This is a genomic window from Rufibacter latericius, from assembly GCF_003721515.1.
Classification (GTDB): Bacteria; Bacteroidota; Bacteroidia; order Cytophagales; family Hymenobacteraceae; genus Nibribacter; species Nibribacter latericius.
In genome coordinates this window covers 749,800-770,319 of sequence record NZ_RJJD01000008.1, presented here as the reverse complement: position 1 = coordinate 770,319, position 20,520 = coordinate 749,800, and the positions used below count along the sequence as shown (strand labels likewise).

Here is a 20,520-nt window from a genome sequence, read left to right as displayed (position 1 = left end):
TAGTTTCTAAGAAGTTTTTGAAACGGGGGAAGGTTTAAAAGGTTTCTATCTTGAGGGGCACGGGCCTCAGAAAACACAAAGGAGGGAAGGAGTGTGTTTTGCCATTGTTTTCCTAAAACCACCTTTAAAACAGAACCGCTTTAATTCATAGGTAGCGGAAGGGCCGAAGAAAAATCAGGGAAATCCTGCTTTTGTAAAGCAAGTTTTTTGCATCTCCACCAATTAAACTAAATTTGTCTTTAGTGGTTCAAGTGTTGGGCCGCCTTGTCGTAGAAATAATACCTAGATAATGCCTTATCTTTTTACATCTGAATCGGTGTCGGAAGGACATCCGGATAAAGTAGCCGATCAAATTTCCGACGCTCTGTTGGATGAATTCCTGAAACAGGATCCTCAGTCTAAAGTTGCTTGTGAGACATTGGTAACTACCGGCCTGGTAGTACTAAGTGGCGAGGTGAAGTCAGACGCATATGTAGATGTGCAGAAAGTAGCCCGCGACGTGATCCGCCGCATCGGGTACACTAAGTCTGAATATAAGTTTGATGCCGAGGCCTGCGGAGTGATCTCTACCATCCATGAGCAGTCTGGTGACATCAACCAGGGCGTGGAGCGCGAAAATCCTGAAGACCAGGGCGCCGGTGACCAAGGAATGATGTTCGGGTACGCCACCAACGAGACCGACAGCTACATGCCTTTGGCGTTGGAGATTTCCCACCTTTTATTGAAAGAACTGGCCGCCGTGCGGAAAGAAGGCAAAGAAATGACCTACCTTCGGCCCGATGCCAAATCGCAGGTGACCATCCGTTACTCAGATACCCACGTGCCTGAGAAGATTGATACCGTGGTGATTTCCACCCAGCATGACGAGTTCGAGAGCTCAGATGCCAATGACCGCGCCGCTTCCAAGCAGGCCGAAGAGAAAATGGTGGCTAAAATCAAGGAAGATGTTCTGAACATCCTGTTGCCGCGCGTGAAAAGCAAGTTGCCGCAACGCACCGCAGACCTTTTCGCTGACGATATCACCTACCACATCAACCCAACGGGGAAGTTCGTGATCGGTGGTCCGCACGGAGATACCGGCCTGACTGGCCGTAAAATCATTGTGGATACGTACGGCGGAAAAGGTGCTCACGGTGGTGGTGCATTCTCTGGTAAGGATTCCTCTAAAGTAGACCGTTCTGCAGCTTATGCAGCCCGCCACATCGCCAAAAACTTGGTAGCCGCCGGCGTAGCCGATCAGGCCCTGGTACAAGTAGCGTACGCCATCGGGGTAGCTGAACCAGTTGGTTTGTATGTGACTACCTATGGTACTACCAGAGTGAAAGGTGCCAACGGCGAAACCATGACCGACGGAGAGATCGCAAACAAAGTGAATGAATTGTTTGAGATGCGCCCGTATGACATCATCAAGCGCTTTGGTTTACAGAACCCTATATTTGGTGAAACCGCCGCTTACGGACACATGGGCCGGGAGTCTGGTCTGAAGCAAGTAACCTATCAGGTAAACGGCAAAGTTGAGACCAGAGAGTTTGAGACCTTCACCTGGGAGAAACTGGACTACGTAGATAAAATCAAAGCCGCCTTCAACCTATAAGAATGCGTTTGAACCTGTTTTAACGAAAAGAGCCCCAAAACGGGGCTCTTTTTATTTATAGGCTGTTCTAATATTTTAATGGGTAGCTAGCTTCTCTTTGTACCTGATCAGCTGCTTCTTAAGATCTTCTACGGCTTTGTCTGTGGCAGTCTCAAAGGTACCGGCTTCTTCTGAGCAGTACAGGGTTGCGCCTGGCACAAATATCTTCACCTCCACTAGTTTATTGTCATGAGATTCTGGTTTTTGCACACGCAGGGCTACTTCGCCACTCACTATTCTGTCAAAAAAGGTATCTAGCTTGTCAAGTTTTTTCTGAAGGAAATCTAACAGACTTTGGTCTGCGGTGAAATGTACAGATCGGATTTGCAGTTTCATAGTTTACTTCTTTAAAGGTGTTAGGAATTAAGCTTTGGGGTGAGCTTTCTCAAAGACGGCTTTGAGTTTCTCAATGGAATTATGGGTATAGACTTGCGTGGCCGCCAGGCTGGAGTGGCCCAGCAAGTCCTTGATGGCCCCCAGGTCTGCCCCTCGGTTAAGTAAATGGGTAGCAAAAGAGTGACGAAGCACGTGCGGGCTGTTTTTGATGGCAGTTGACACAGAACTCATATACTTTTTCACCACCCGATAAACATACTTGGGGTAGAGGGGTGCCTCTTTATCCGTAACGAAGAGAAAAGAAGAATTGTTTTTAGGAAACGTGGCCGTGCGCTCCTGCAAATAATGCGTAAGTGCTCTCACCAACGACGGGTTGAGGGGAAGGATACGCTCTTTGTTGCCTTTGCCCAGAACCTTTAAAGTATTGGCCGTAAGGTTAATATCAGCAAGTTGTAAGCTGGTGAGTTCGGCCAGACGCATGCCTGTGCCATACAGCAATTCCAGGATAAGCCTTTCCCGAAGACCTTTAAAATCATCAGAGAAATTGCTTTGGTCCAGCAGTTGGGTGAAGGCATCCTCGGGGATGAACGGAGGGAGTTTTTTGGACAGTTTTGGCGCTTTTATGCGCAAAGTAGGATTTACTTCCAGCAAGCCCCGCTGCATCAAGAAACGGTAATAGGAGCGGAGAGAGGCAATTTTTCGATGGATGGTACGGCTATCCAACTCCTTCTGGACCAAGGTGACAATCCAGGACCTGATAATAGCGTGATCGGCTGCCTGAATATCGTCCAGTTCGTACGTTTCCTGGAGATACTCTTTAAACTGTTGCAGGTCAGTTTGATACGAGGTAATGGTGTGCGGACTGAAGCGCTTCTCGTACTGGAGATACTTAAAAAATAATTCCATAAATTAGTAAGTAGCCGCGGTTAGGCGGTACGCACTAATTTATGGAATTACCACGTAAATTCTAAAGATAAAGACTAGTAGTTATCGTTCGCAAACAATTGTTGCTTATAGATAGCTCTCTCTTTCTGCTTTCTTTTAGATACAGAAGGCTTCTGGAAGAAAGTTCTTGCGCGTAATTGTTTCAGAACGCCGGTTCTTTCAAATTTCTTTTTGAATCTCTTTAAGGCTTTGTCTACAGACTCGTTATCCTTTACGTTGATGATGATCATATAATAGATTGATTTTAAAGTCAGTTGTTTTAAGGAGTGCAAAGATATTGACAAATCTTCTGACAGTCAATACCTAATTCCTAATTATTTTAATACTGCTCTGGAAATGACAAGTTTCTGTATTTCTGAAGTCCCTTCGCCAATGGTGCAAAGCTTTGCGTCACGGTAGTATTTTTCGGCCGGATAGTCTTTCGTGTACCCGTATCCGCCGAAAATCTGCACCGCCTCATTTGCTACCCTAACGCTTACCTCTGAGGCATATAACTTGGCCATCGCCGATTCCTTGTTCACGTTTTCGCCCCTGTTTTTCATAGCCGCCGCCCGATACGTCAGAAGAGAAGCAGCCTCAATTTCTGTAGCCATGTCGGCTATTTTGAAGGCAATCCCCTGAAACTGGGCAATAGGTTTGTTGAATTGCTGGCGCTCTTTTGCATACCCCAGTGCTGCTTCGTAAGCACCTTGGGCAATTCCTAAGCTAAGGGCGGCTATGGAAATACGGCCTCCATCCAGCACCTTCATGGATTGAATAAAGCCTTCGCCAACTTCTCCCAAGATATTTTCATGGGGCACGCGGCAATCTTCAAAGATGAGTTCAGTCGTTTCTGAGGCTCGCATTCCCAGTTTGTCTTCTTTCCGGCCCGCAGAGAAGCCTTGGGTTGGCTTTTCAATGACAAACGCGGTCATGCCATGAGAATCCCCTACCTCGCCGGTTCTGGCAATCACCACAGCAATGTTGCTGGATTTTCCATGGGTGATAAAGTTCTTCGCCCCGTTTAAAACCCAGTGATCTCCATCCCTGACAGCAACCGTGCGCATGTTTCCAGCGTCTGATCCGGTATTAGGCTCAGTAAGGCCCCAGGCTCCTATCCATTCAGCGGTAGCCAACTTTGGGAGCCATTTCTTTTTTTGTTCCTCACTGCCAAACTGCAGGATGTGGCCCGTACACAAAGAATTATGGGCTGCCATAGACAAGCCAATAGAACCATCTATCTTAGATAACTCAGCAATAGCCGTCACATATTCCAGGTACCCGAAACCTGAGCCGCCATATTCCTGTGGTACTAACACTCCCATAAGTCCCAGTTCGCCCAATTGTTTGAAAACCTGAATAGGGAACTCCTGAGACTCATCCCACTTCATCATGTCTGGTTTAATGGACTTTGCGCCAAAATCACGGATCATGTCAGCGATCATCTGCTGATTCTCGTTATAGATTAGTTGCATTTGGGTATAGATTAGCTTTGGTCTTGTTTTTATAAAAGTAGCACAAAAATATTGACCTACCTAACGTATGTTAGTGTTTTCAGTTCCGATGATTGCCTAAAAGCTTTTCACCTAAGTGATTGATGCCTATAAAGAAGTTTGCATGTAAGTTATAGGGTTCTAAAAAGGAGGATAGTTCTCTAAGTATAAACTTTTTCGAAAGGATAATTCAATTAAGTTGACAGAGAGTTCTCAAAGTTGACCTATTCCTTTATTTAAGATTTTGGCGTAGCCAGTACTTTTGCCTTACTTTGTGGTTGGCTTTGTCTGTACATAACTTACGTGCGGTGCAGATGTTTATTTTTAATCAAGACTCTTCATCTATAAGTATGCTTTTTGCCTTCCGCAAATCAATTTTCAGTCTCTTTCTTTTGATTGGGATCTTACAACTGAGTTCCTGCAACGTTTACCGCCAGAACGTGATGTTCCGAACGGAGGGAGACGTGAACGCCGACCTGCTCCGGGCATCCATGGCCGAGGCTGGAAGAAACTACAAAATTCAACCAAACGATGTTCTGAATATTCGCATTTATACCAATAAAGGAGAAATTCTGGTAGACCCAAATAACTTCCTGCGGCAGGAACTAACCCAAACAGGGACCTCAGGTGGTGGGAGAAATGTAGCGGCACAGCAGGGCAGTCAGAAGGAGGATCAAGAATATACTGTGTTGCCAAACGGAGAAGTTAAAGTGCCTATGATCGGTTTTGTGCCTGTACAAGGCCTAACTGTTTCACAAGCCGATAGCCTGTTCCAAAGCAGATTTGAAACTTATTATAGAGACACCTATGTTTATTCACAGGTAATCAGTAGAAGAGTGGTAGTTCTCGGTGCTGCAGGAGGCAAGGTGATTCCTTTGGGAAATGAGAATATAAACGTGGTAGAAGTGCTGGCGCTTTCAGGTGGGATACCGGAGAATGGGAAGGCTCAAAATATAAGACTGATTAGGGATGTAGCTTCAGCAAAGCCAATAGTGCAGGTCATAGATCTATCCACCATAGCAGGTTTGCAGCGAGCGAGCCTCAGAGTTCAACCCAATGATGTGATATATATAGAACCTGTGAAAAGGGTATTTAATGAGTCTCTTCGGGATGTTTTAACAGTGATAGGGGCCCTTTCAAATGTGCTTACCTCTTACATCGTTATCAAAAATATAATTAATTAAGTTCAAATAATTTCATGAGCGTAAGGACTGTCAATGATCTGGACGAACTAGATCATCGTTTGGGTGGTGTTGAAGATGAAGAGGATGACGGAGGAGCAAATATTGATTTTGTTACCCTTCTGCATGTAGTACGACGCAGCATTCCCTGGGTATTACTGCTTGTGTTATTAGGTGTTTCGGCCTCCTATGTATATTTAAGATATACCAAAAAAGTATATGAATCTTCGTCTACCATCAAATTGGATGAGCAATCAGAGGCTGGTGTGCTTGGATTGGAGAATAATGGTTTAAAAGTTGAGTCTGGCATAGGTAAATTACAGGGAGAAGTTGATCTGATAAAGTCTAACATTGTGTATGAACGACTTAAAAAGACGATGCCTTTGCAGGTGAGTTATCATATTGAGGCTCGGGTCTTGGATGCCGAACTTTACAAGAGCAGTCCGTTTGAAGTAGTTTACGACTCTACAAACTTTTCCTTATTTGATCAAAAGGTTTATATCCACTTTAATTCCCCAAGCAAATTTGATATTTATATTGGAAAGGAAGGAAAGCATTCATCTCATGCTGTTGGAGTTCCTTTTGCACTTTCTGGTAGTACTATTACAGTTAATTCTTTGCCCTCCTTTACTAGTGTGAATGTAGGCGAAACGTATTATTTTATTGTCCATAGCAATCAAAGTCTAAAAGGGTACATTGACAATAACCTAACCACTGCCATTTTAAACCCAGAGTCTAAGACCATCCAAATCTCCTTTAAGGATTTTAATAGATATAAAGCTCACGACATAGTTACTAATATAGACGCCGTTTACCTGCAACATAAGATTGAACGAAGTAATCAGGCAAGCAGACAGACTTTAACCTTCTTAAATGACCAGTTAAAAGAAACGGAAGATAGTCTTAGAAAGGCGGAGAATGATATTGAAAGGTTTGTTAGGCAGAACAAATCCTATGATATAAAGTCTAATCTTCAGGAGGCTTTAGCCCAGGTCCAAGAACTAGAAAAGGAAAAGTTGGAGCTCAGATTTCAACTGTCTCTACTGAATACCATTCAATCCAAAGTTCAGAAGAACGAAGATTTAGGAATGATTGCCTCTACTATTCAAGGTCAAGAAAATCAGGATCCCCAATTAGCGGAGCAGTTAACCGAATTAAGTGATTTGCAAGCTCAACAAAGAACAAGAAAGCTGACTAGCCGAGGCAATACCCTTGCCGATAATGCACTTGAAGAGCGTTTGCAGTTTGCGCAAGGTAGGTTGAGGGACGCAATCAATGGAAGTAGAAGCTTAGTTCAGACAAAAATTGAAAATATAAATAGAAACCAGACAGAACTTACCGGAAAGATTTTGCAAGCCCCTTCCCAAGAAACAGAGCGAGCCAGATTAGAGCGGATCTTTGGGTTATATGAAAGTTTTTTCACCCAAATTCTAAATAAAAGGGTGGAGTATGGAATTGCAATGGCTGGTACAACTCCAGATTTTCAAATACTATCTCCAGCAAACCTTCCAGATGAATCAAGTCCGATCTCTCCTAATAGGATGATCATCTATGCCATTGGTATTGCAGGCGGCCTGTTTTTAGGGGTTGGCTTAATTGCGACAAGGTATCTGATGCATGATACTGTGACCAATGTTCGGGAGTTAGAACGTAATACATCCGTTCCGGTACTCGGGGTGGTACCTTCTTATGACAAACAGAAGATGCCTTTCTCTAAATTGGTCGTCAACCAAAACCCGAAGTCAGCATTAAGTGAATCCATTCGTTCTATTAGGACAAACCTGGAGTTTATGAGTGCCACTAAGAAGAAAAGGATTATTTCCGTTACGTCTACCATAAGCGGAGAAGGGAAAACTTTTGTGGCAGTAAACTTAGGTGGTATTATTGCGATGTCTGGTTTGAAAGTAGTCATCTTGGACCTTGATATGCGAAAACCAAAGGTGCATATAGCCTTAGATGGAGACAATAGCAGGGGTATGAGCACTATTCTCATTGATAAGCATTCGGTGGGGGAAAGCGTACAGAGAACTTCCATTCCTGACTTAGATTTTATCTCTGCGGGGCCTACACCCCCGAATCCGTCTGAGTTGATCATGGGTAGCCGTTTTGATAACGTTTTAGAGGAACTGCACCAAATCTATGATATCATTCTGGTGGACAGTCCGCCTGTAGGATTGGTGACTGATGGGGTGTTGATCATGCGGAAAGCCGATATCCCATTGTACATTGTTCGGGCTAACTATTCTAAAAAGGCGTTCCTGAAAGGTATTGATAAACTTGTCCGTACGAACCACCTCACCAATATGGCCGCCATCTTAAATGATGTGAGCGGTGCCAACATGTACGGGTACGGATACGGTTACGGCTATGGGTACGGATACGGACAAGGATACTATGATGAAGAAGAGAAGCCTTCGGTTGGAAATAAACTGAAGTCCCTTTTCAAATAAGGCTATGTGGGGGAGTCTTCGTAAACTCTGGGGGAAGGACGAGTCGGTTGCCTTTACTTTTGCTGCTCTTCGGGCAGACATGCACTCGCACTTACTTCCTGGCTTAGATGACGGGGCCGAAACCTTGGAAGATTCTATGCAGCTTCTTGAAGGCCTTTATGCCTTGGGCTTCCGGAAGCTTTGTATGACGCCTCATGTTATGGGTGATTTTTATAAGAATACGCCTACAGCAATAAGGGAAAAGCTGAAGGACCTTCAAGAGGCTGTGGCCTTACGCGGGATTAAAATTGAGCTTTCCTGCGCAGCAGAGTATTACTTGGATGAATGGTTCTTCGCTAAAGTGCAGGCAGGGGAAGAGTTGTTGACCTTTGGAGGAGATCGTAGGTTTCTGTTGATAGAGACCTCTTATATGAACGAACCTGCTCACCTGCGTCAAGTGATTTTCGCTACCCAAGCTGCTGGTTATACTCCGGTTTTGGCCCATCCTGAGCGGTATGCCTATTTCTATGGAAGGATAGAAGCTCTGTTTTCCCTTCGAGAAACGGGGGTGTTGTTTCAGATTAACCTGAATTCCTTGGCAGGCTATTATTCAAAGCAGGCCAAGGAGGTAGCTCGTCAGCTCATAAAGAGAAAAGCAGTAGAGTTTCTGGGAACTGATACGCACTCTATGAAACACATCAAAGTGCTGGAACGAGTAGTCAAAGAGTCTCTTTTCCAGGAAGCATTACGGTTGCCCCTTCTAAACGCTTCCTTATAAATTAAACCTGCCTTCCTTTGAAACATGTATTGATAACCGGTGGTAGTGGCCTTTTAGGCCATTTTCTTTTGCTGCGTTTGCTAGAGGAAGGTTACGCTGTGACGGCTTTGTACCGGCAGACTGTTTCCGAGGTAACTCACCCCAACCTGCGGTGGGTACAGGGAGATGTCTTGGACCCGATGCTGGTCAGGTCCTTGGTGCAGGAAGTAGAGGAGGTGTATCATTGTGCCGGTTTCGTCTCGTATGCTCCCCAGGACGCAGGGTTGCTCCAGCAAGTTAACGTGGACGGTACTACTAATGTAGTGGATGCGTGTCTGGCCAAACCGGGGGTGCGTCTGTGCCATGTGAGTTCCATTGCGGCCATCAACCGGAAAAAAGGAGAGAAAGTCATTCATGAAGAGGCAAAGTGGGACTCCGCGGCTGAGAGATCAGTGTATGCCTACTCTAAACATTATGGAGAGGTGGAGGTTTGGAGAGGGATCTCAGAAGGCTTAAAGGCTGTTATTGTAAACCCTTCGGTCATTCTTGGTCCGGGTGATCTGGATCGAAGCAGTACCCAGCTTTTTAAATATATTTCTGAAGAGCGTGCCTTCTATACCCACGGGTATGTTAACTTAGTAGACGTGCGCGATGTAGTGGATGCCATGGTGCTTTTAATGAACGGAAACCATTGGGGAGAACGTTTCATCATCAATGGCCACCAAACTTCCTATCAGCACTTCTTCCACTCTGTGGCAACGTTGATGGGGAAAAAAGCTCCCTTTGTGAAGGTGCCTTCCTGGGTAGCGGAAATTGTTTGGCGGCTTGAAAGTGTGCGGGGAAGTTTAACTGGAAATAAACCCCTGATTACTAAAGAAACTGCCCGAATTGCGAAAGAAGAGCACTTTTATTCCAATGAGAAAATAAAGGCGGCAACTGGAATATCGTTCCGTCCGTTGGAAGATACCCTGCGTTGGAGTTGTAAACATTTGGCTGTGACTAAGGCCGTTTGAAGCACCTCTTGGCGGGGAAAGGTGTTGTATGGAAAAGGACACGAAATTTTTGTGCCCATGTTGAGATTTACTTGTAGATGAACGATAATTTTGAAGATTTCTCCAACGAAGACCTGGACCTCGTAAGAAGGTTTGAGAGCATGTTGGAGGCCAATGCGACTGTTTTTTTTGATCTCTCTGATTACGAGAGTATCATAGATTACTATGCTAATAGTTTTAACTATAGCCAGGCTTTGAAAGCCTGTGATGTGGGAATTACGCAGTATCCTTTCTCCACCGAATTACTGATTGACAAAGCGCAGGTACTGGCAATGTTAGGTGCTTTTGATGAAGCCCTGCACCTGGTGGAAGAAGTGGCCCAGATGGAGCCAGACAATGAAGATATTCCGTTAACCAAAGGCATCATCTTTAATCAGAAGGGTGATTTTGCCTTAGCCATTGATTGCTTTAAACAGGCTGTAGATCAGTCTGATGTGAAGGATGATATCTATTTCAACATAGGGCTTTCTTATCAGAGTTGGGGCAAGTTCAAGGCTGCCATGAAATACTATAAGAAGAGCCTGCTCCTGAACATAGAAAATGAACTGGCACTGCAGGAACTTCTGTACTGTCTTGAAATTACGGGTGAGGGCGAAGATGTTATTGCTTTCTTTCAAGGGTTTGTAGATGAAGATCCTTACTCCGCCATGGCGTGGTTTAATCTGGGTTTGGCCTTCAGCCGACTGGGAAGCCATGAGAAAGCGGTGGGTGCCTACGAATATGCCACGTTGATCCAGCCAGATTTGGCCCCCGCTTACGTGAACCTTGCCAATAACTATGTGTACATGGGCGAGTTCACCAAGGCCATTGAGTCTTTTCAGGGAGCCTTGGAGCACACAGAACCCAACGCAGATATTCTTTGCAACATTGGGGAGTGCTATGAAAAGCTCTCCCAGTGGGATCTATCGCACAAGTATTACCAGAAAGCCATTGACCTTTCCCCGGAGATGGATGAAGCGTGGTTCGGGATTGGGGTGATTCTTGATTTGCAGGGAAAATGGATGGAGGCAGTTCATTTCTACCGAAAGGCAATTTCTTTTTACGCAGAGAACTCAGATTATTGGCTGGCTCTAGCTGCTGCAGAGTACCAATTGGGGAATATTATTTCCAGCGTGGAAGCGTATGAGCAAGCCAGCACATTGGCTCCGGAGAACAAAGACATCTGGCTCAACTGGTCTATCATTCTCTACGAGCAAGGTAATTACGAAGGAGCTATTGATTTGCTTCTGAACGCATTAGAGCTGCAACCAGATGAAGCCGAGCTTCAGTACCGCTTATGCGCCTATAGTTTAGCAGCAGGAAAGTATAAACAAGCATATAATTATCTAGAAAATGCTCTAATTTTGGACTTCGATAAGCATAAGCTTCTTTTTGATTTCTTTCCTGAGCTGGAGTCGCAGCGAGCGTTGGCCCGCCTGATTGACCAGTATCGCAAATAAACAGTGCATGAACTACGAACTTTCCCACCTTCCCCAACGCACCTCTAAACCTAGAGAGAGCGGTTTCACCATGGCCATGGACAAAGGCCTGAGCTTAAGAGAAACTGAAAATTTTGTTGAGGTTGCGGGGGAGTACGTAGATATCGTCAAATTGGGGTGGGCTACATCTTTTGTGACCCCTAACCTAGACGAGAAAATTGGGATTTACAGGGCGGCCGGAATCCCGGTGTATTTGGGAGGGACCCTGTTTGAGGCGTTTTTAGTGCGTGGCCAATTTGAGGATTACCGGAAGTTGCTGGATAAGTATAAACTGACTTATGCCGAGATATCTGATGGATCTATTGAAATGGACCATGATCTTAAATGTCAGTACATCCGCACTTTAGCCGAGCAGGTTACCGTGCTTTCCGAGGTTGGGTCAAAAGACGACCAGAAAATCATTCCTCCTTACAAATGGATCAGCCTGATGCAGGCCGAGCTGGATGCGGGTGCCTGGAAAGTGATTGGCGAATCAAGAGAAGCCGGGAACGTGGGGCTTTTCCGCTCAACTGGTGAAGTAAGGAGCGGGCTGGTAGAAGAGATTCTCACCAAGATTCCGTTTGAGAAAATCATCTGGGAAGCTCCCCAAAAAGCACAGCAAGTATTCTTTATCAAATTGCTGGGGGCCAACGTGAACCTGGGCAATATCTCGCCAAATGAGATTGTTCCCTTGGAAACCATCCGGTTGGGACTTAGAGGCGATACCTTCACCCATTTCCTGGACAAAACTTTATTAGACAAACTGATCTAACCTCTCTTAGCTACCTCTTTCATGGAGTTACTCCGCCAGTTCATCGACCTTTTCCTGCACCTGGATCAGCACCTTAGCCAAATTATCTCTGACTACGGCACCTGGACCTATGCCATTCTCTTCCTTATTATTTTTGTGGAGACAGGTGTGGTAGTAATGCCGTTCCTTCCCGGTGACTCTCTTTTATTTGCCGCTGGGGCGTTTGCCGCTACCGGAGTGTTGAATATCTGGCTTTTGCTGGTATTGCTTTTTGTGGCCGCTTTCCTAGGAGATACTCTAAACTACCTTATCGGGGATTACTTCGGGCCGAAGGTATTCAAACGAGACTACCGGTTCCTGAAGCGGGAATATCTCCTGAAGACCCAAGCCTTCTATGAGAAACATGGCGGCAAAACCATCATCTTTGCCCGTTTCATTCCTATTATCCGTACGTTTGCCCCGTTTGTGGCTGGTGTAGGAACCATGAAGTACAGCAAATTCTTGTCCTACAACATCATAGGAGGCTTTCTGTGGGTAGTGGGCTTTGTGGTCGCTGGCTTCATCTTCGGGAACATTCCAATTGTGAAGAAAAACTTCACCTTAGTGATTTTCGGGATCATTCTGATCTCCATCATTCCGCCAATCTATGAATTGGTAAAACAGAAAATGAGCCCCAAGCACCAGTAAGGGTAGGTAGTGCCAACTCGCAGAATGCCGCCATGGAAAATGAATACGGGCTGATTGGGTATAAGCTGTCTCACTCTTTCTCTCAGAAGTACTTCACAGAAAAATTCCGGACCGATGGAATTGAGAACAGTGTGTACCATCTCTTTGAGTTAGACTCCATCTATGAGTTTCCGGCGCTCCTGCAAGCCCATCCTAACCTGAAAGGGTTGAATGTCACTATTCCGTATAAAGAAGCCATAATTCCTTTTCTGGATGAACTGGAGCCTGCCACTGCTCGCATTGGGGCGGTGAATGTGATTAAGTTTGACAACGGCCGGCTTATTGGCCACAATTCAGACTACCAGGGATTCATGCAGTCACTGCAGCATTTTTATCCGTGTTTCCCGCTGTCACAGGCGCTGGTATTGGGAACGGGCGGGGCGGCCAAGGCAGTAATAGCCGCGCTGGAATACCTGAACATTTCCTACAAAGTCGTCTCCAGGGAGAAGAAACCAGGTCACCTTACCTACGAGGAGCTCACGGCTGGTTTCATGTCTTCTGTTTCCCTCATCATCAACGCCACTCCGGTAGGCACCTTCCCCAAAGAAGACGAGGCTCCGGCCATTCCGTACCACCTCTTGTCCTCGCACCATTACCTGTATGACCTGGTGTACAATCCCGCCGAGACCCTTTTTATGAAACGCGGAAAGGAAATGGGGGCCAAGACCATCAACGGCTATGAGATGCTCTGCCTTCAGGCCGAGGTAGCCTGGCAAATCTGGCAAAGCTAATCTTATTTCAAGCCTTCTTTCTGGAAAACGGCCCTAAAGCAGTGGCTCCTTCACCTATTGTCTAACTGGCATCTACCTGAATTTCTAGGTATCTTTCTGTGCTCCAAAGATTATTCAGCCTGCTGAAATAATTTTTTTACTTTGGCCGCAACCGCCATGCAACCATTCCTGCACCAGAAGGCTCTTAGCAGTAGAAGATCAGTTAAATGACCCTCCGTTGAAAATTTTCAGACCGAAAGATCCTACCGAGGCAGACCTTATCAAAAGGGCTGTGGCCGGCAAGCGAGATGCTCAGCAACAGCTGTACCAACAGTATGCGGGCAAAATGCTGGTCGTGAGTAAGCGGTATGCCCGAACGGATTTTGAGGCCGAAGATATTCTCCAGGACTCTTTTGTGAAGGTCTTCCTTTACCTGAAGAACTTCAAAAGCGAATGCCCCCTGGAGTTCTGGATAAAGCGGATCGTGATCAATACGGCCCTGAAACACCAGCGCACCAACCGGCACCTGATGGTCACTGACCAGGAGGAAGAGTGGGAAGATGTCTCCGAGCATGATTCCATAGACAGCCAGTTTGCCTATGAAGAACTGTTGGAGTTGGTGCGGGCATTACCGCCTCGCTATCAGGCGGTTTTCAACCTGTATGCCATTGAAGGCTTCTCCCACAAAGAAATTGGGGAGATGCTGGACATAACCGAAAGTACTTCAAAGTCACAATACTCCCGCGCCCGCGCCAGCTTACGGCAGGCCTTGCTGCGGTTAAAACAGCAATACCATGAAAAAGTCACCGGCTGAGAAGGAACAAGGCCAGTCAGTGGAAGATATCTTCCGGAAGGGCTTTGCTGAGGCTGAGAGTGCGCCACCTCCCCGCATTTGGGAGAACGTGAATCTTGAATTGGAGAACCATGACCTGCAACGGTATAGGAGACAGGTGGTGGTGTACCGGTCCATTGCTGCGGCTTTCCTGCTGCTGCTCATTTCTGCCGGCATTGTTCTGTGGCAGCAAGATGGTTCGCTTGTAGAGCAACCGGGTAATACCTTGGCTACTTCGCAGGAGAAAGTGGGGGATGTTTCCTCTGATGTTTTCCGGCCAGAGGATTCAGAAACGAAAGTGGTGCAAATAGAAAGCGAACCACCAGGGCAGGTTGCGTCTGTTTCAAAGCCATTTTCAGGAAAAGCCCCCCAAAGCAGCAGAGTAGCGGTGGCAAGATCTACTAGGAAAGAAACTGCCGGCCCGGTTTCTCCTCAACAAACCAAAGCACCATTTGAAATAAAAGCGCAGCAAAGCGTAAACTCCCCGGTTTCTCCGGAGATTCAGGCGGCAAGCCCTTCCAGGGGAAATGCTTCCCCGGAGAACGTTTCCCAACCTGAAAAAGGAGCGGCGGAAGCCAACTCCCGCTTTGCGCAAAGCGGGGCGGACAAGCCATTTCCCCGATCCCTGATAAATACTTTGTCTTTTTCTAAGGCTTTGCCTGCAGCGATAGATTCTTCCAAAGCAGCTCCTGAGAAGACTATATTGGCTCTGAAAGAGACCGTGAACAATACCTCGGCCGAGGCCCAACCGGTTAGCAAAGGCAATGAAGCAGAAGAAGGGGACGTTTACAAGTGGAGCGTGACCATGGCGTACAGCCCTCAGTATGCGTACGCCCCCGTGAAAATAGGAAACAACCCTTCTATGGACAATGCGGCAATAGGACAGTCTCAGGTTTACCAAGAGTACCGGCAAGCGGTAGAAGAGTACAACGAAAGCTATACGCCTACTTACTCGTACTCGGCGTTGGTAGGAGCCAGTTACAGGTTCAATGACAAATGGCAGCTGGAGACCGGGATCTTGTATACGCAGAACGAGGCAACAACTACTCAGAGTTACGTGGTGTATCAGGGAGGCTATGCCCAGGCTTACATTCCCGGAAACGTGGGTAATAGTTTTACTGGAAACTCCGGAAAAAGCGCCCCGTTGGTGGCCAGTGCCTTGGATCGGGCGGCTGCCGTGCAACCTGTTTTTGTGAACCGCACAGACCGGTACAATACCAGGTACCGGTACCAGCAGGTGGGCCTGCCGGTTCGCCTGGCCTACAGGTTGAACTTCAATAAAGTCTACGCTCTATTCTCTGGCGGGGTCAACATGAACCTGCTTGTGCAGAACTCTATTGTGCCAGAAACAGATCAGGTACAGGCTGTAACCTTTGGCTTGAATGACAAAGATTCGCCTTACCATGCACTACAGTGGGCAACCACTACCTCAATTGGGGTTGGATATGACGTCACCAGGAAGATGAGTATTCTGATAGCCCCTGAGTTCACGTACTCGCTTACCCCCATGGTACGAGATCAGCAGCAGGAAAACGCTTATCAACTGGGTGTGAGTATAGGCGGCAGATGGCGTCTTACGAAATAACGCGCTTACCTTTTTTACAAACCGAAGTAGGGGTTTGCCTGCCTTAAATGGTCTCATTTATCAAGGCGTACTCTTACCAAGTCCATTTACCATTATGAACAAGACTTGCTCTCTCCCCAAAGTAGTAAGAACCTGGGCATTATTATTCTCCGTTCCCCTGTACGTAGGAACCGCCGCCCTTTGGCTTAAAGAGGAAATCAAAAGTGTAGTAAGCGAGAAAGAAGAGAATATGGTAGCTGCCGTGAAGGAGCAAGTTCAGAAAGCCTTGGTAGACAAGAGTATAAAAAGAAAAACTTTACTTTTACCTTGATTCTTTTAAAACACCAAAGTATCTTCAATTTTAAAATCAGAGCAGTAGTATAAATGAAAGTAGGAAGAGTGGCTTTTCTAGGACTTGCGGGAATGTTGGCTATGGCCAGCTGCGAAGAAAAGGAAGTAACCAGTGATTGTTTCCAGGCCGTGGTTTTAGACCAGGGCTGTGGCACCGTATTGGCTGTCTTAGATACCGCCGCTGCCCGAATTGTAGATACAAAGCCCAACAATGACACGGTGTACGTGAACACCTTTGACCTGCATCCGGTTTACCAGGTGCCCGGCAAAACCCTGTACATCACCATGCGGGCTATGTCCCAGAGCGAAGCGCCTGATTGCCCGGGCTTTATTCCTATCATTTATCCGCATGTGAAGGTGCTTTCCGTGAGCGAAACGCCTTGTAACTAAGTTTAAAGATTTTCCTACCTCATAGAAACCAGAAACGCCGCTTGTGTAAAGCGGCGTTTTTTGCGTTATTTTAGTAAAGGAGCCCTAAAACACCAGTAAATTTAGCACCGAGCTAAACTCTCTTGCGCAGCTTGGTGTTATAATACGTTACCTTTGATTGTATTTAATTCCTCTATGGATTTTCAATTAACATCAGAATTCCAACCTACCGGCGACCAGCCCAAAGCCATCAAGGAACTGGTGCGCGGCATAAAGACGGGCGAACACGCACAGGTATTGCTAGGTGCCACGGGTACCGGTAAAACCTTCACCGTGGCCAACGTGATTCAGGAGGTGAAAAAACCTACCTTGGTGCTGTGCCACAACAAAACGCTGGCTGCGCAGCTTTACGGTGAGTTCAAGCAGTTCTTCCCCAACAACGCGGTAGAGTACTTTATCTCCTACTATGACTATTACCAGCCCGAGGCCTACATCGCTTCCTCTGATGTGTTCATTGAGAAAGACCTGGCCATCAACGAAGAGATTGAGAAACTTCGGCTTCACGCCACCTCCGCGCTGCTTTCTGGCCGCCGCGATGTGATTGTGGTGGCATCGGTGAGCTGTATTTACGGTATCGGGAACCCCGAGGAGTTCGGGAAAAACGTGATTCCGTTGGCGCCGGGTATGAAAGTGAGCCGCAACAACCTGTTGTACCAATTCGTGTCCATTCTCTACAGCCGCACCGAGGTGGAGTTCACACGTGGAACCTTCCGGGTGAAGGGCGATACCGTAGACATTTTCCCGGCTTACGCCGATTTCGCTTACCGCATCTATTTCTGGGGCGATGAGATTGAGTCCATCCAGCGCATAGATCCGCAGAGCGGGAAGAAAATCGCCGATGAAGAAGGTATTTCGCTGTTTCCGGCCAACCTCTTCGTGACGGGTAAAGACACGCTGAACCAAGCCATCAACGAGATTCAGTTCGATATGGTGGCCCAGCATGAGTACTTCCTGAAAGAAGGCCGCGACAACGAAGCAAAACGCATCAAAGAGCGCACTGAGTTTGATTTGGAGATGATCCGGGAACTGGGTTACTGCTCCGGTATTGAGAACTACTCCCGCTATTTCGACCGCCGCGAGCCCGGTGCCCGTCCGTTCTGTCTCTTGGACTACTTCCCAGATGATTTCCTGATGGTCATTGACGAGAGCCACGCTACGTTGCCGCAGGTACGCGCCATGTGGGGCGGTGACCGCTCGCGTAAAACTGCCCTGGTGGAATACGGCTTCCGGTTACCGGCTGCCATGGACAACCGTCCGCTTACCTTCAATGAGTTTGAGAGCGTGATGCACCAGGTCATTTTCGTGAGTGCCACCCCCGGAGACTACGAGATCCAGAAATCGGAAGGCGTGGTGGTAGAGCAGATCATCCGTCCGACCGGCCTTTTAGACCCCGAGATTGAGATCAGACCCAGCCAGAACCAGATCGATGATTTGTTGGACGAGGTGGACAACCGCATCAAGTCCGGCGACCGTATTCTGGTGACCACGCTGACTAAACGCATGGCCGAGGAACTCACCAAGTACATGGAGCGCCTCAACATCAAGGTGAAGTACATTCACTCTGAGGTGAAAACCCTGGACCGGGTGGAGATTCTGCGCGAGCTTCGTTTGGGCATCATTGACGTGCTCATTGGCGTGAACTTGCTGCGTGAGGGTCTTGACTTGCCTGAGGTAAGCTTAGTGGCTATTCTGGATACTGATAAAGAAGGTTTCCTGCGCGACCAACGCTCCTTGATCCAGACCATCGGCCGGGCTGCCCGGAACGAGAACGGGAAAGTATTGATGTACGCCGACCGGATGACCGGTTCCATGCAGCGCGCCATTGATGAAACCAATCGCCGGCGGGCGGTGCAGATGGAATATAACCTGGAGCACGGCATCACGCCAAGAACCATTCTCAAGTCCAAAGAAGCGATTATGGAACAGACCTCGGTGGCAGACTCCAGCAAGCGCGAGCCGAAAGCCTACGCCGGTCCGGATGAAAGCCTGATGTCGGTGGCCGCTGATCCGGTGGTGCAGTACATGAAGAAGGACGAACTGGAGAAAGTCATCAAGAAGACCGAGAAGCAGATGGAAGCCGCCGCCAAGGAGCTGGATTTCCTGCAAGCCGCCAAATTCAGAGATGAACTAGCCGAGCTGCGCAAACTGCTCAAAAGCAAACGCGATTAAAGTCAGTTAATGGCAAAAAGGAAGCCTCGTCTGTTTTAAAGCCGATTTCATAGAAACGGCCTTGAAACAGACGAGGCTCTTTTGTGAGGTCAGTTTTAAGGCAATAAAACAACCTTTCTGGTTCTCTGATACGTGTCGGTTTTCAGGGAAACGTAATAGATCCCGGGAGCAGAGTGAGGAGACATCCAGTACAGGGTATTGATTCCAGCAGGTACTTTGTGCTCTTGTTTGTATACCGTGGCTCCTTTGGCATCTGTCACCTGTAGCTGGACCGTAGAAGTCACCGGAACGGTAAACCGTAAGTTCAACTGACTTTGAAAGGGGTTAGGGAAAACCTCAAGTTTCAGGGTAAGGTCATCAGTTGGTTTGTCGGAGCCTAGGAGGTATATCTTGGAGTACACCACGTTGTCAAAAGGCTGCAGGGCGAAAATCCGGTTCTGCTTGTTTTCGGCAAATTGGAAGTGGTGCAAACTGGAGGCATAAGGCGGTGTCCCGATGTTCTCCATGTCCCTTGTCCAGGTGGTCCCTTTGTCTTTAGATACCAGAATGCCTCGGCTGGGCCAATTGCTCGTCCATAAAGTGCCGTCTTTGCTCACATAAAAGCTATGGGCGACAGGCTGGTCCCAGTAATTCCAGGAAGTGTTGTGGGTGAGGTACAAAGGACGCCACGTCTTACCTCCATCCGCTGATTTAAGGGTTCCTCCCACTGCCAAACTAGAGGAACTTCCGGCTACTCCAATATACAGGCTGTCGTTTTCATCCACCGCAATAGAATGCAGGTACGCCACATTGAAGTTTTCAATCTCCCTGAACTTGATGTCTACGGGTTGCCAGGTGGTTTGCTCTTTTTGTCGCGTGTATAAACCTATTCTGGTGTCTTGCCGTCCGTTCCCGTCATGGGTGCCTACGTACACCTGATCATTCTTCCCGATGACTAAGGTCCAGGCGCTTAAGGTACCGGCCATCCCTTGGGTGTCTTTCGTCCAGGTTTGGCCATTATCAGGGGAGGTGAATACGCCGTCTCCCACGTAATATTCTTCATTGCTACCGTCTTCGCCCATGTCTCCGGTGACCAGATACAGCATTCCCTGGCTGTCTGAAACAATCTTCCGGATGGAGTAAGTACTGCCTATCGGGTGAGAAGTCCAGTTCAGGCCATGGTCAGTGGAGCGATAGACAGTTCCTTTTCCGCCGGCCAACAGAGTTCCGTCTGCTTTCGCCATGATACTGATCACTGCGTGCGGCAACACCTGCTGCCAGGTCCTGCCATCGTCAGAGGTAAGGATACCTGCATCGGTGGACCCAATGAAGAGCTTGTCATTCACCGGACTGATGGCAATGCTGGTGGTATTGGCAAAAGTAGAGATAAGGGGTGGACTCGGAGTCCAAACCGCCTGTCCAGACGCCTTTGTCAAAAACAGGCCTAAAACGGAGATAAGCGCCAGCAATGATTTCATAAGGTAGACAATCAGGAAAGTATGGGTTTTTAAGAGAGATTCCAGAAGTAGGGAAGTGGTTGCAGGAGAGGCTATTTTTCTTTAAAATTTTCAGGAGTCACTTGGTTGTGCATCAGGAATTTACAGAACCCGATACCGGAAAGTGGGAGTGAAATTTCCGCAGAAACTAGGGGTAATAACGCTTGGAATGGTCTTTGCTTTGAGGAAATACCTGTCTTTAGAAAAAAGAAGTGGTTGGGACATATCAGGTGCAGTTGGAAATAATGAGA

Annotated in this window: 18 protein-coding genes; 13 read left to right on the top strand and 5 right to left on the bottom strand. The window is 47.2% G+C overall.

Annotated elements, in window-relative coordinates; genetic code table 11:
- The first annotated feature begins 289 nt into the window (after nucleotides 1-289).
- Entirely contained in the window at nucleotides 290-1,594 is a 1,305-nt protein-coding gene (gene metK / locus EFB08_RS15310) for a methionine adenosyltransferase (protein WP_123127800.1), read from the top strand.
- Between the two features lie 75 nt (nucleotides 1,595-1,669).
- Here the strand turns inward: metK and hpf are convergent, their stop codons facing one another.
- The 4 genes from hpf to EFB08_RS15290 form a co-directional block, all read right to left on the bottom strand.
- The gene (hpf, locus tag EFB08_RS15305) at nucleotides 1,670-1,969 is read right to left on the bottom strand and encodes a ribosome hibernation-promoting factor, HPF/YfiA family (protein ID WP_123127799.1); all 300 of its coding nucleotides are present in this window, start codon (nucleotides 1,967-1,969) and stop codon (nucleotides 1,670-1,672) included.
- Nucleotides 1,970-1,996: 27 nt separating this feature from the next.
- On the bottom strand, nucleotides 1,997-2,875 hold the full coding sequence (locus EFB08_RS15300) for a tyrosine-type recombinase/integrase (protein ID WP_123127798.1): 879 nt from the start codon (nucleotides 2,873-2,875) through the stop codon (nucleotides 1,997-1,999).
- 74 nt (nucleotides 2,876-2,949) lie between these two features.
- Complete coding sequence (gene rpsU, locus EFB08_RS15295; RefSeq protein WP_123127797.1) at nucleotides 2,950-3,144, bottom strand: 30S ribosomal protein S21; 195 nt, start codon at nucleotides 3,142-3,144, stop codon at nucleotides 2,950-2,952.
- Between the two features lie 84 nt (nucleotides 3,145-3,228).
- Nucleotides 3,229-4,368, bottom strand: a complete 1,140-nt coding sequence (locus tag EFB08_RS15290) for an acyl-CoA dehydrogenase (protein WP_123127796.1) — start codon at nucleotides 4,366-4,368, stop codon at nucleotides 3,229-3,231.
- 482 nt (nucleotides 4,369-4,850) lie between these two features.
- On the opposite strand from EFB08_RS15290, the gene EFB08_RS15285 reads away from it, so the two are divergent.
- The 12 genes from EFB08_RS15285 to uvrB all read left to right on the top strand — a co-directional run bounded on the left by EFB08_RS15285 (nucleotide 4,851) and on the right by uvrB (nucleotide 18,794).
- Nucleotides 4,851-5,570, top strand: coding sequence for a polysaccharide biosynthesis/export family protein (locus EFB08_RS15285; protein WP_165864916.1), 720 nt, complete (start codon nucleotides 4,851-4,853; stop codon nucleotides 5,568-5,570).
- Nucleotides 5,571-5,584: 14 nt separating this feature from the next.
- Nucleotides 5,585-8,017 (top strand): GumC family protein, encoded by a 2,433-nt coding sequence (locus EFB08_RS15280; RefSeq protein WP_123127794.1) that lies wholly within the window; start codon nucleotides 5,585-5,587, stop codon nucleotides 8,015-8,017.
- A 4-nt stretch (nucleotides 8,018-8,021) separates the two neighbouring features.
- Entirely contained in the window at nucleotides 8,022-8,774 is a 753-nt protein-coding gene (locus EFB08_RS15275; RefSeq protein WP_123127793.1) for a tyrosine-protein phosphatase, read from the top strand.
- 17 nt (nucleotides 8,775-8,791) lie between these two features.
- Nucleotides 8,792-9,766 (top strand): NAD-dependent epimerase/dehydratase family protein, encoded by a 975-nt coding sequence (locus tag EFB08_RS15270; RefSeq protein ID WP_123127792.1) that lies wholly within the window; start codon nucleotides 8,792-8,794, stop codon nucleotides 9,764-9,766.
- 77 nt (nucleotides 9,767-9,843) lie between these two features.
- Nucleotides 9,844-11,244: a tetratricopeptide repeat protein gene (locus EFB08_RS15265; protein WP_123127791.1), complete on the top strand. Its 1,401-nt coding sequence runs from the start codon at nucleotides 9,844-9,846 to the stop codon at nucleotides 11,242-11,244.
- Nucleotides 11,245-11,251: 7 nt separating this feature from the next.
- Nucleotides 11,252-12,034 carry a phosphosulfolactate synthase gene (locus tag EFB08_RS15260; RefSeq protein ID WP_123127790.1) on the top strand — a complete coding sequence of 261 codons (783 nt, stop codon included), beginning with the start codon at nucleotides 11,252-11,254 and terminating at the stop codon, nucleotides 12,032-12,034.
- A 21-nt stretch (nucleotides 12,035-12,055) separates the two neighbouring features.
- On the top strand, nucleotides 12,056-12,700 hold the full coding sequence (locus EFB08_RS15255; RefSeq protein WP_123127789.1) for a DedA family protein: 645 nt from the start codon (nucleotides 12,056-12,058) through the stop codon (nucleotides 12,698-12,700).
- 32 nt (nucleotides 12,701-12,732) lie between these two features.
- Nucleotides 12,733-13,470 carry a shikimate dehydrogenase family protein gene (locus EFB08_RS15250; RefSeq protein WP_123127788.1) on the top strand — a complete coding sequence of 246 codons (738 nt, stop codon included), beginning with the start codon at nucleotides 12,733-12,735 and terminating at the stop codon, nucleotides 13,468-13,470.
- 217 nt (nucleotides 13,471-13,687) lie between these two features.
- On the top strand, nucleotides 13,688-14,263 hold the full coding sequence (locus tag EFB08_RS15245; RefSeq protein ID WP_227006349.1) for an RNA polymerase sigma factor: 576 nt from the start codon (nucleotides 13,688-13,690) through the stop codon (nucleotides 14,261-14,263).
- The gene (locus EFB08_RS15240; protein WP_123127787.1) at nucleotides 14,244-15,866 is read left to right on the top strand and encodes an outer membrane beta-barrel protein; all 1,623 of its coding nucleotides are present in this window, start codon (nucleotides 14,244-14,246) and stop codon (nucleotides 15,864-15,866) included. Before EFB08_RS15245 ends, EFB08_RS15240 begins: the two co-directional genes overlap by 20 nt.
- A gap of 363 nt (nucleotides 15,867-16,229) precedes the next feature.
- A complete protein-coding gene (locus EFB08_RS15230) occupies nucleotides 16,230-16,586 on the top strand; it encodes a hypothetical protein (RefSeq protein ID WP_123127785.1) in 357 nt (118 codons plus the stop codon).
- Nucleotides 16,587-16,760: 174 nt separating this feature from the next.
- Nucleotides 16,761-18,794 (top strand): excinuclease ABC subunit UvrB, encoded by a 2,034-nt coding sequence (gene uvrB / locus EFB08_RS15225; protein ID WP_123127784.1) that lies wholly within the window; start codon nucleotides 16,761-16,763, stop codon nucleotides 18,792-18,794.
- Between the two features lie 95 nt (nucleotides 18,795-18,889).
- Here uvrB and EFB08_RS15220 read toward each other — a convergent pair whose 3' ends face one another.
- Nucleotides 18,890-20,251: a T9SS type A sorting domain-containing protein gene (locus EFB08_RS15220; protein WP_123127783.1), complete on the bottom strand. Its 1,362-nt coding sequence runs from the start codon at nucleotides 20,249-20,251 to the stop codon at nucleotides 18,890-18,892.
- Nucleotides 20,252-20,520: the final 269 nt, after the last annotated feature.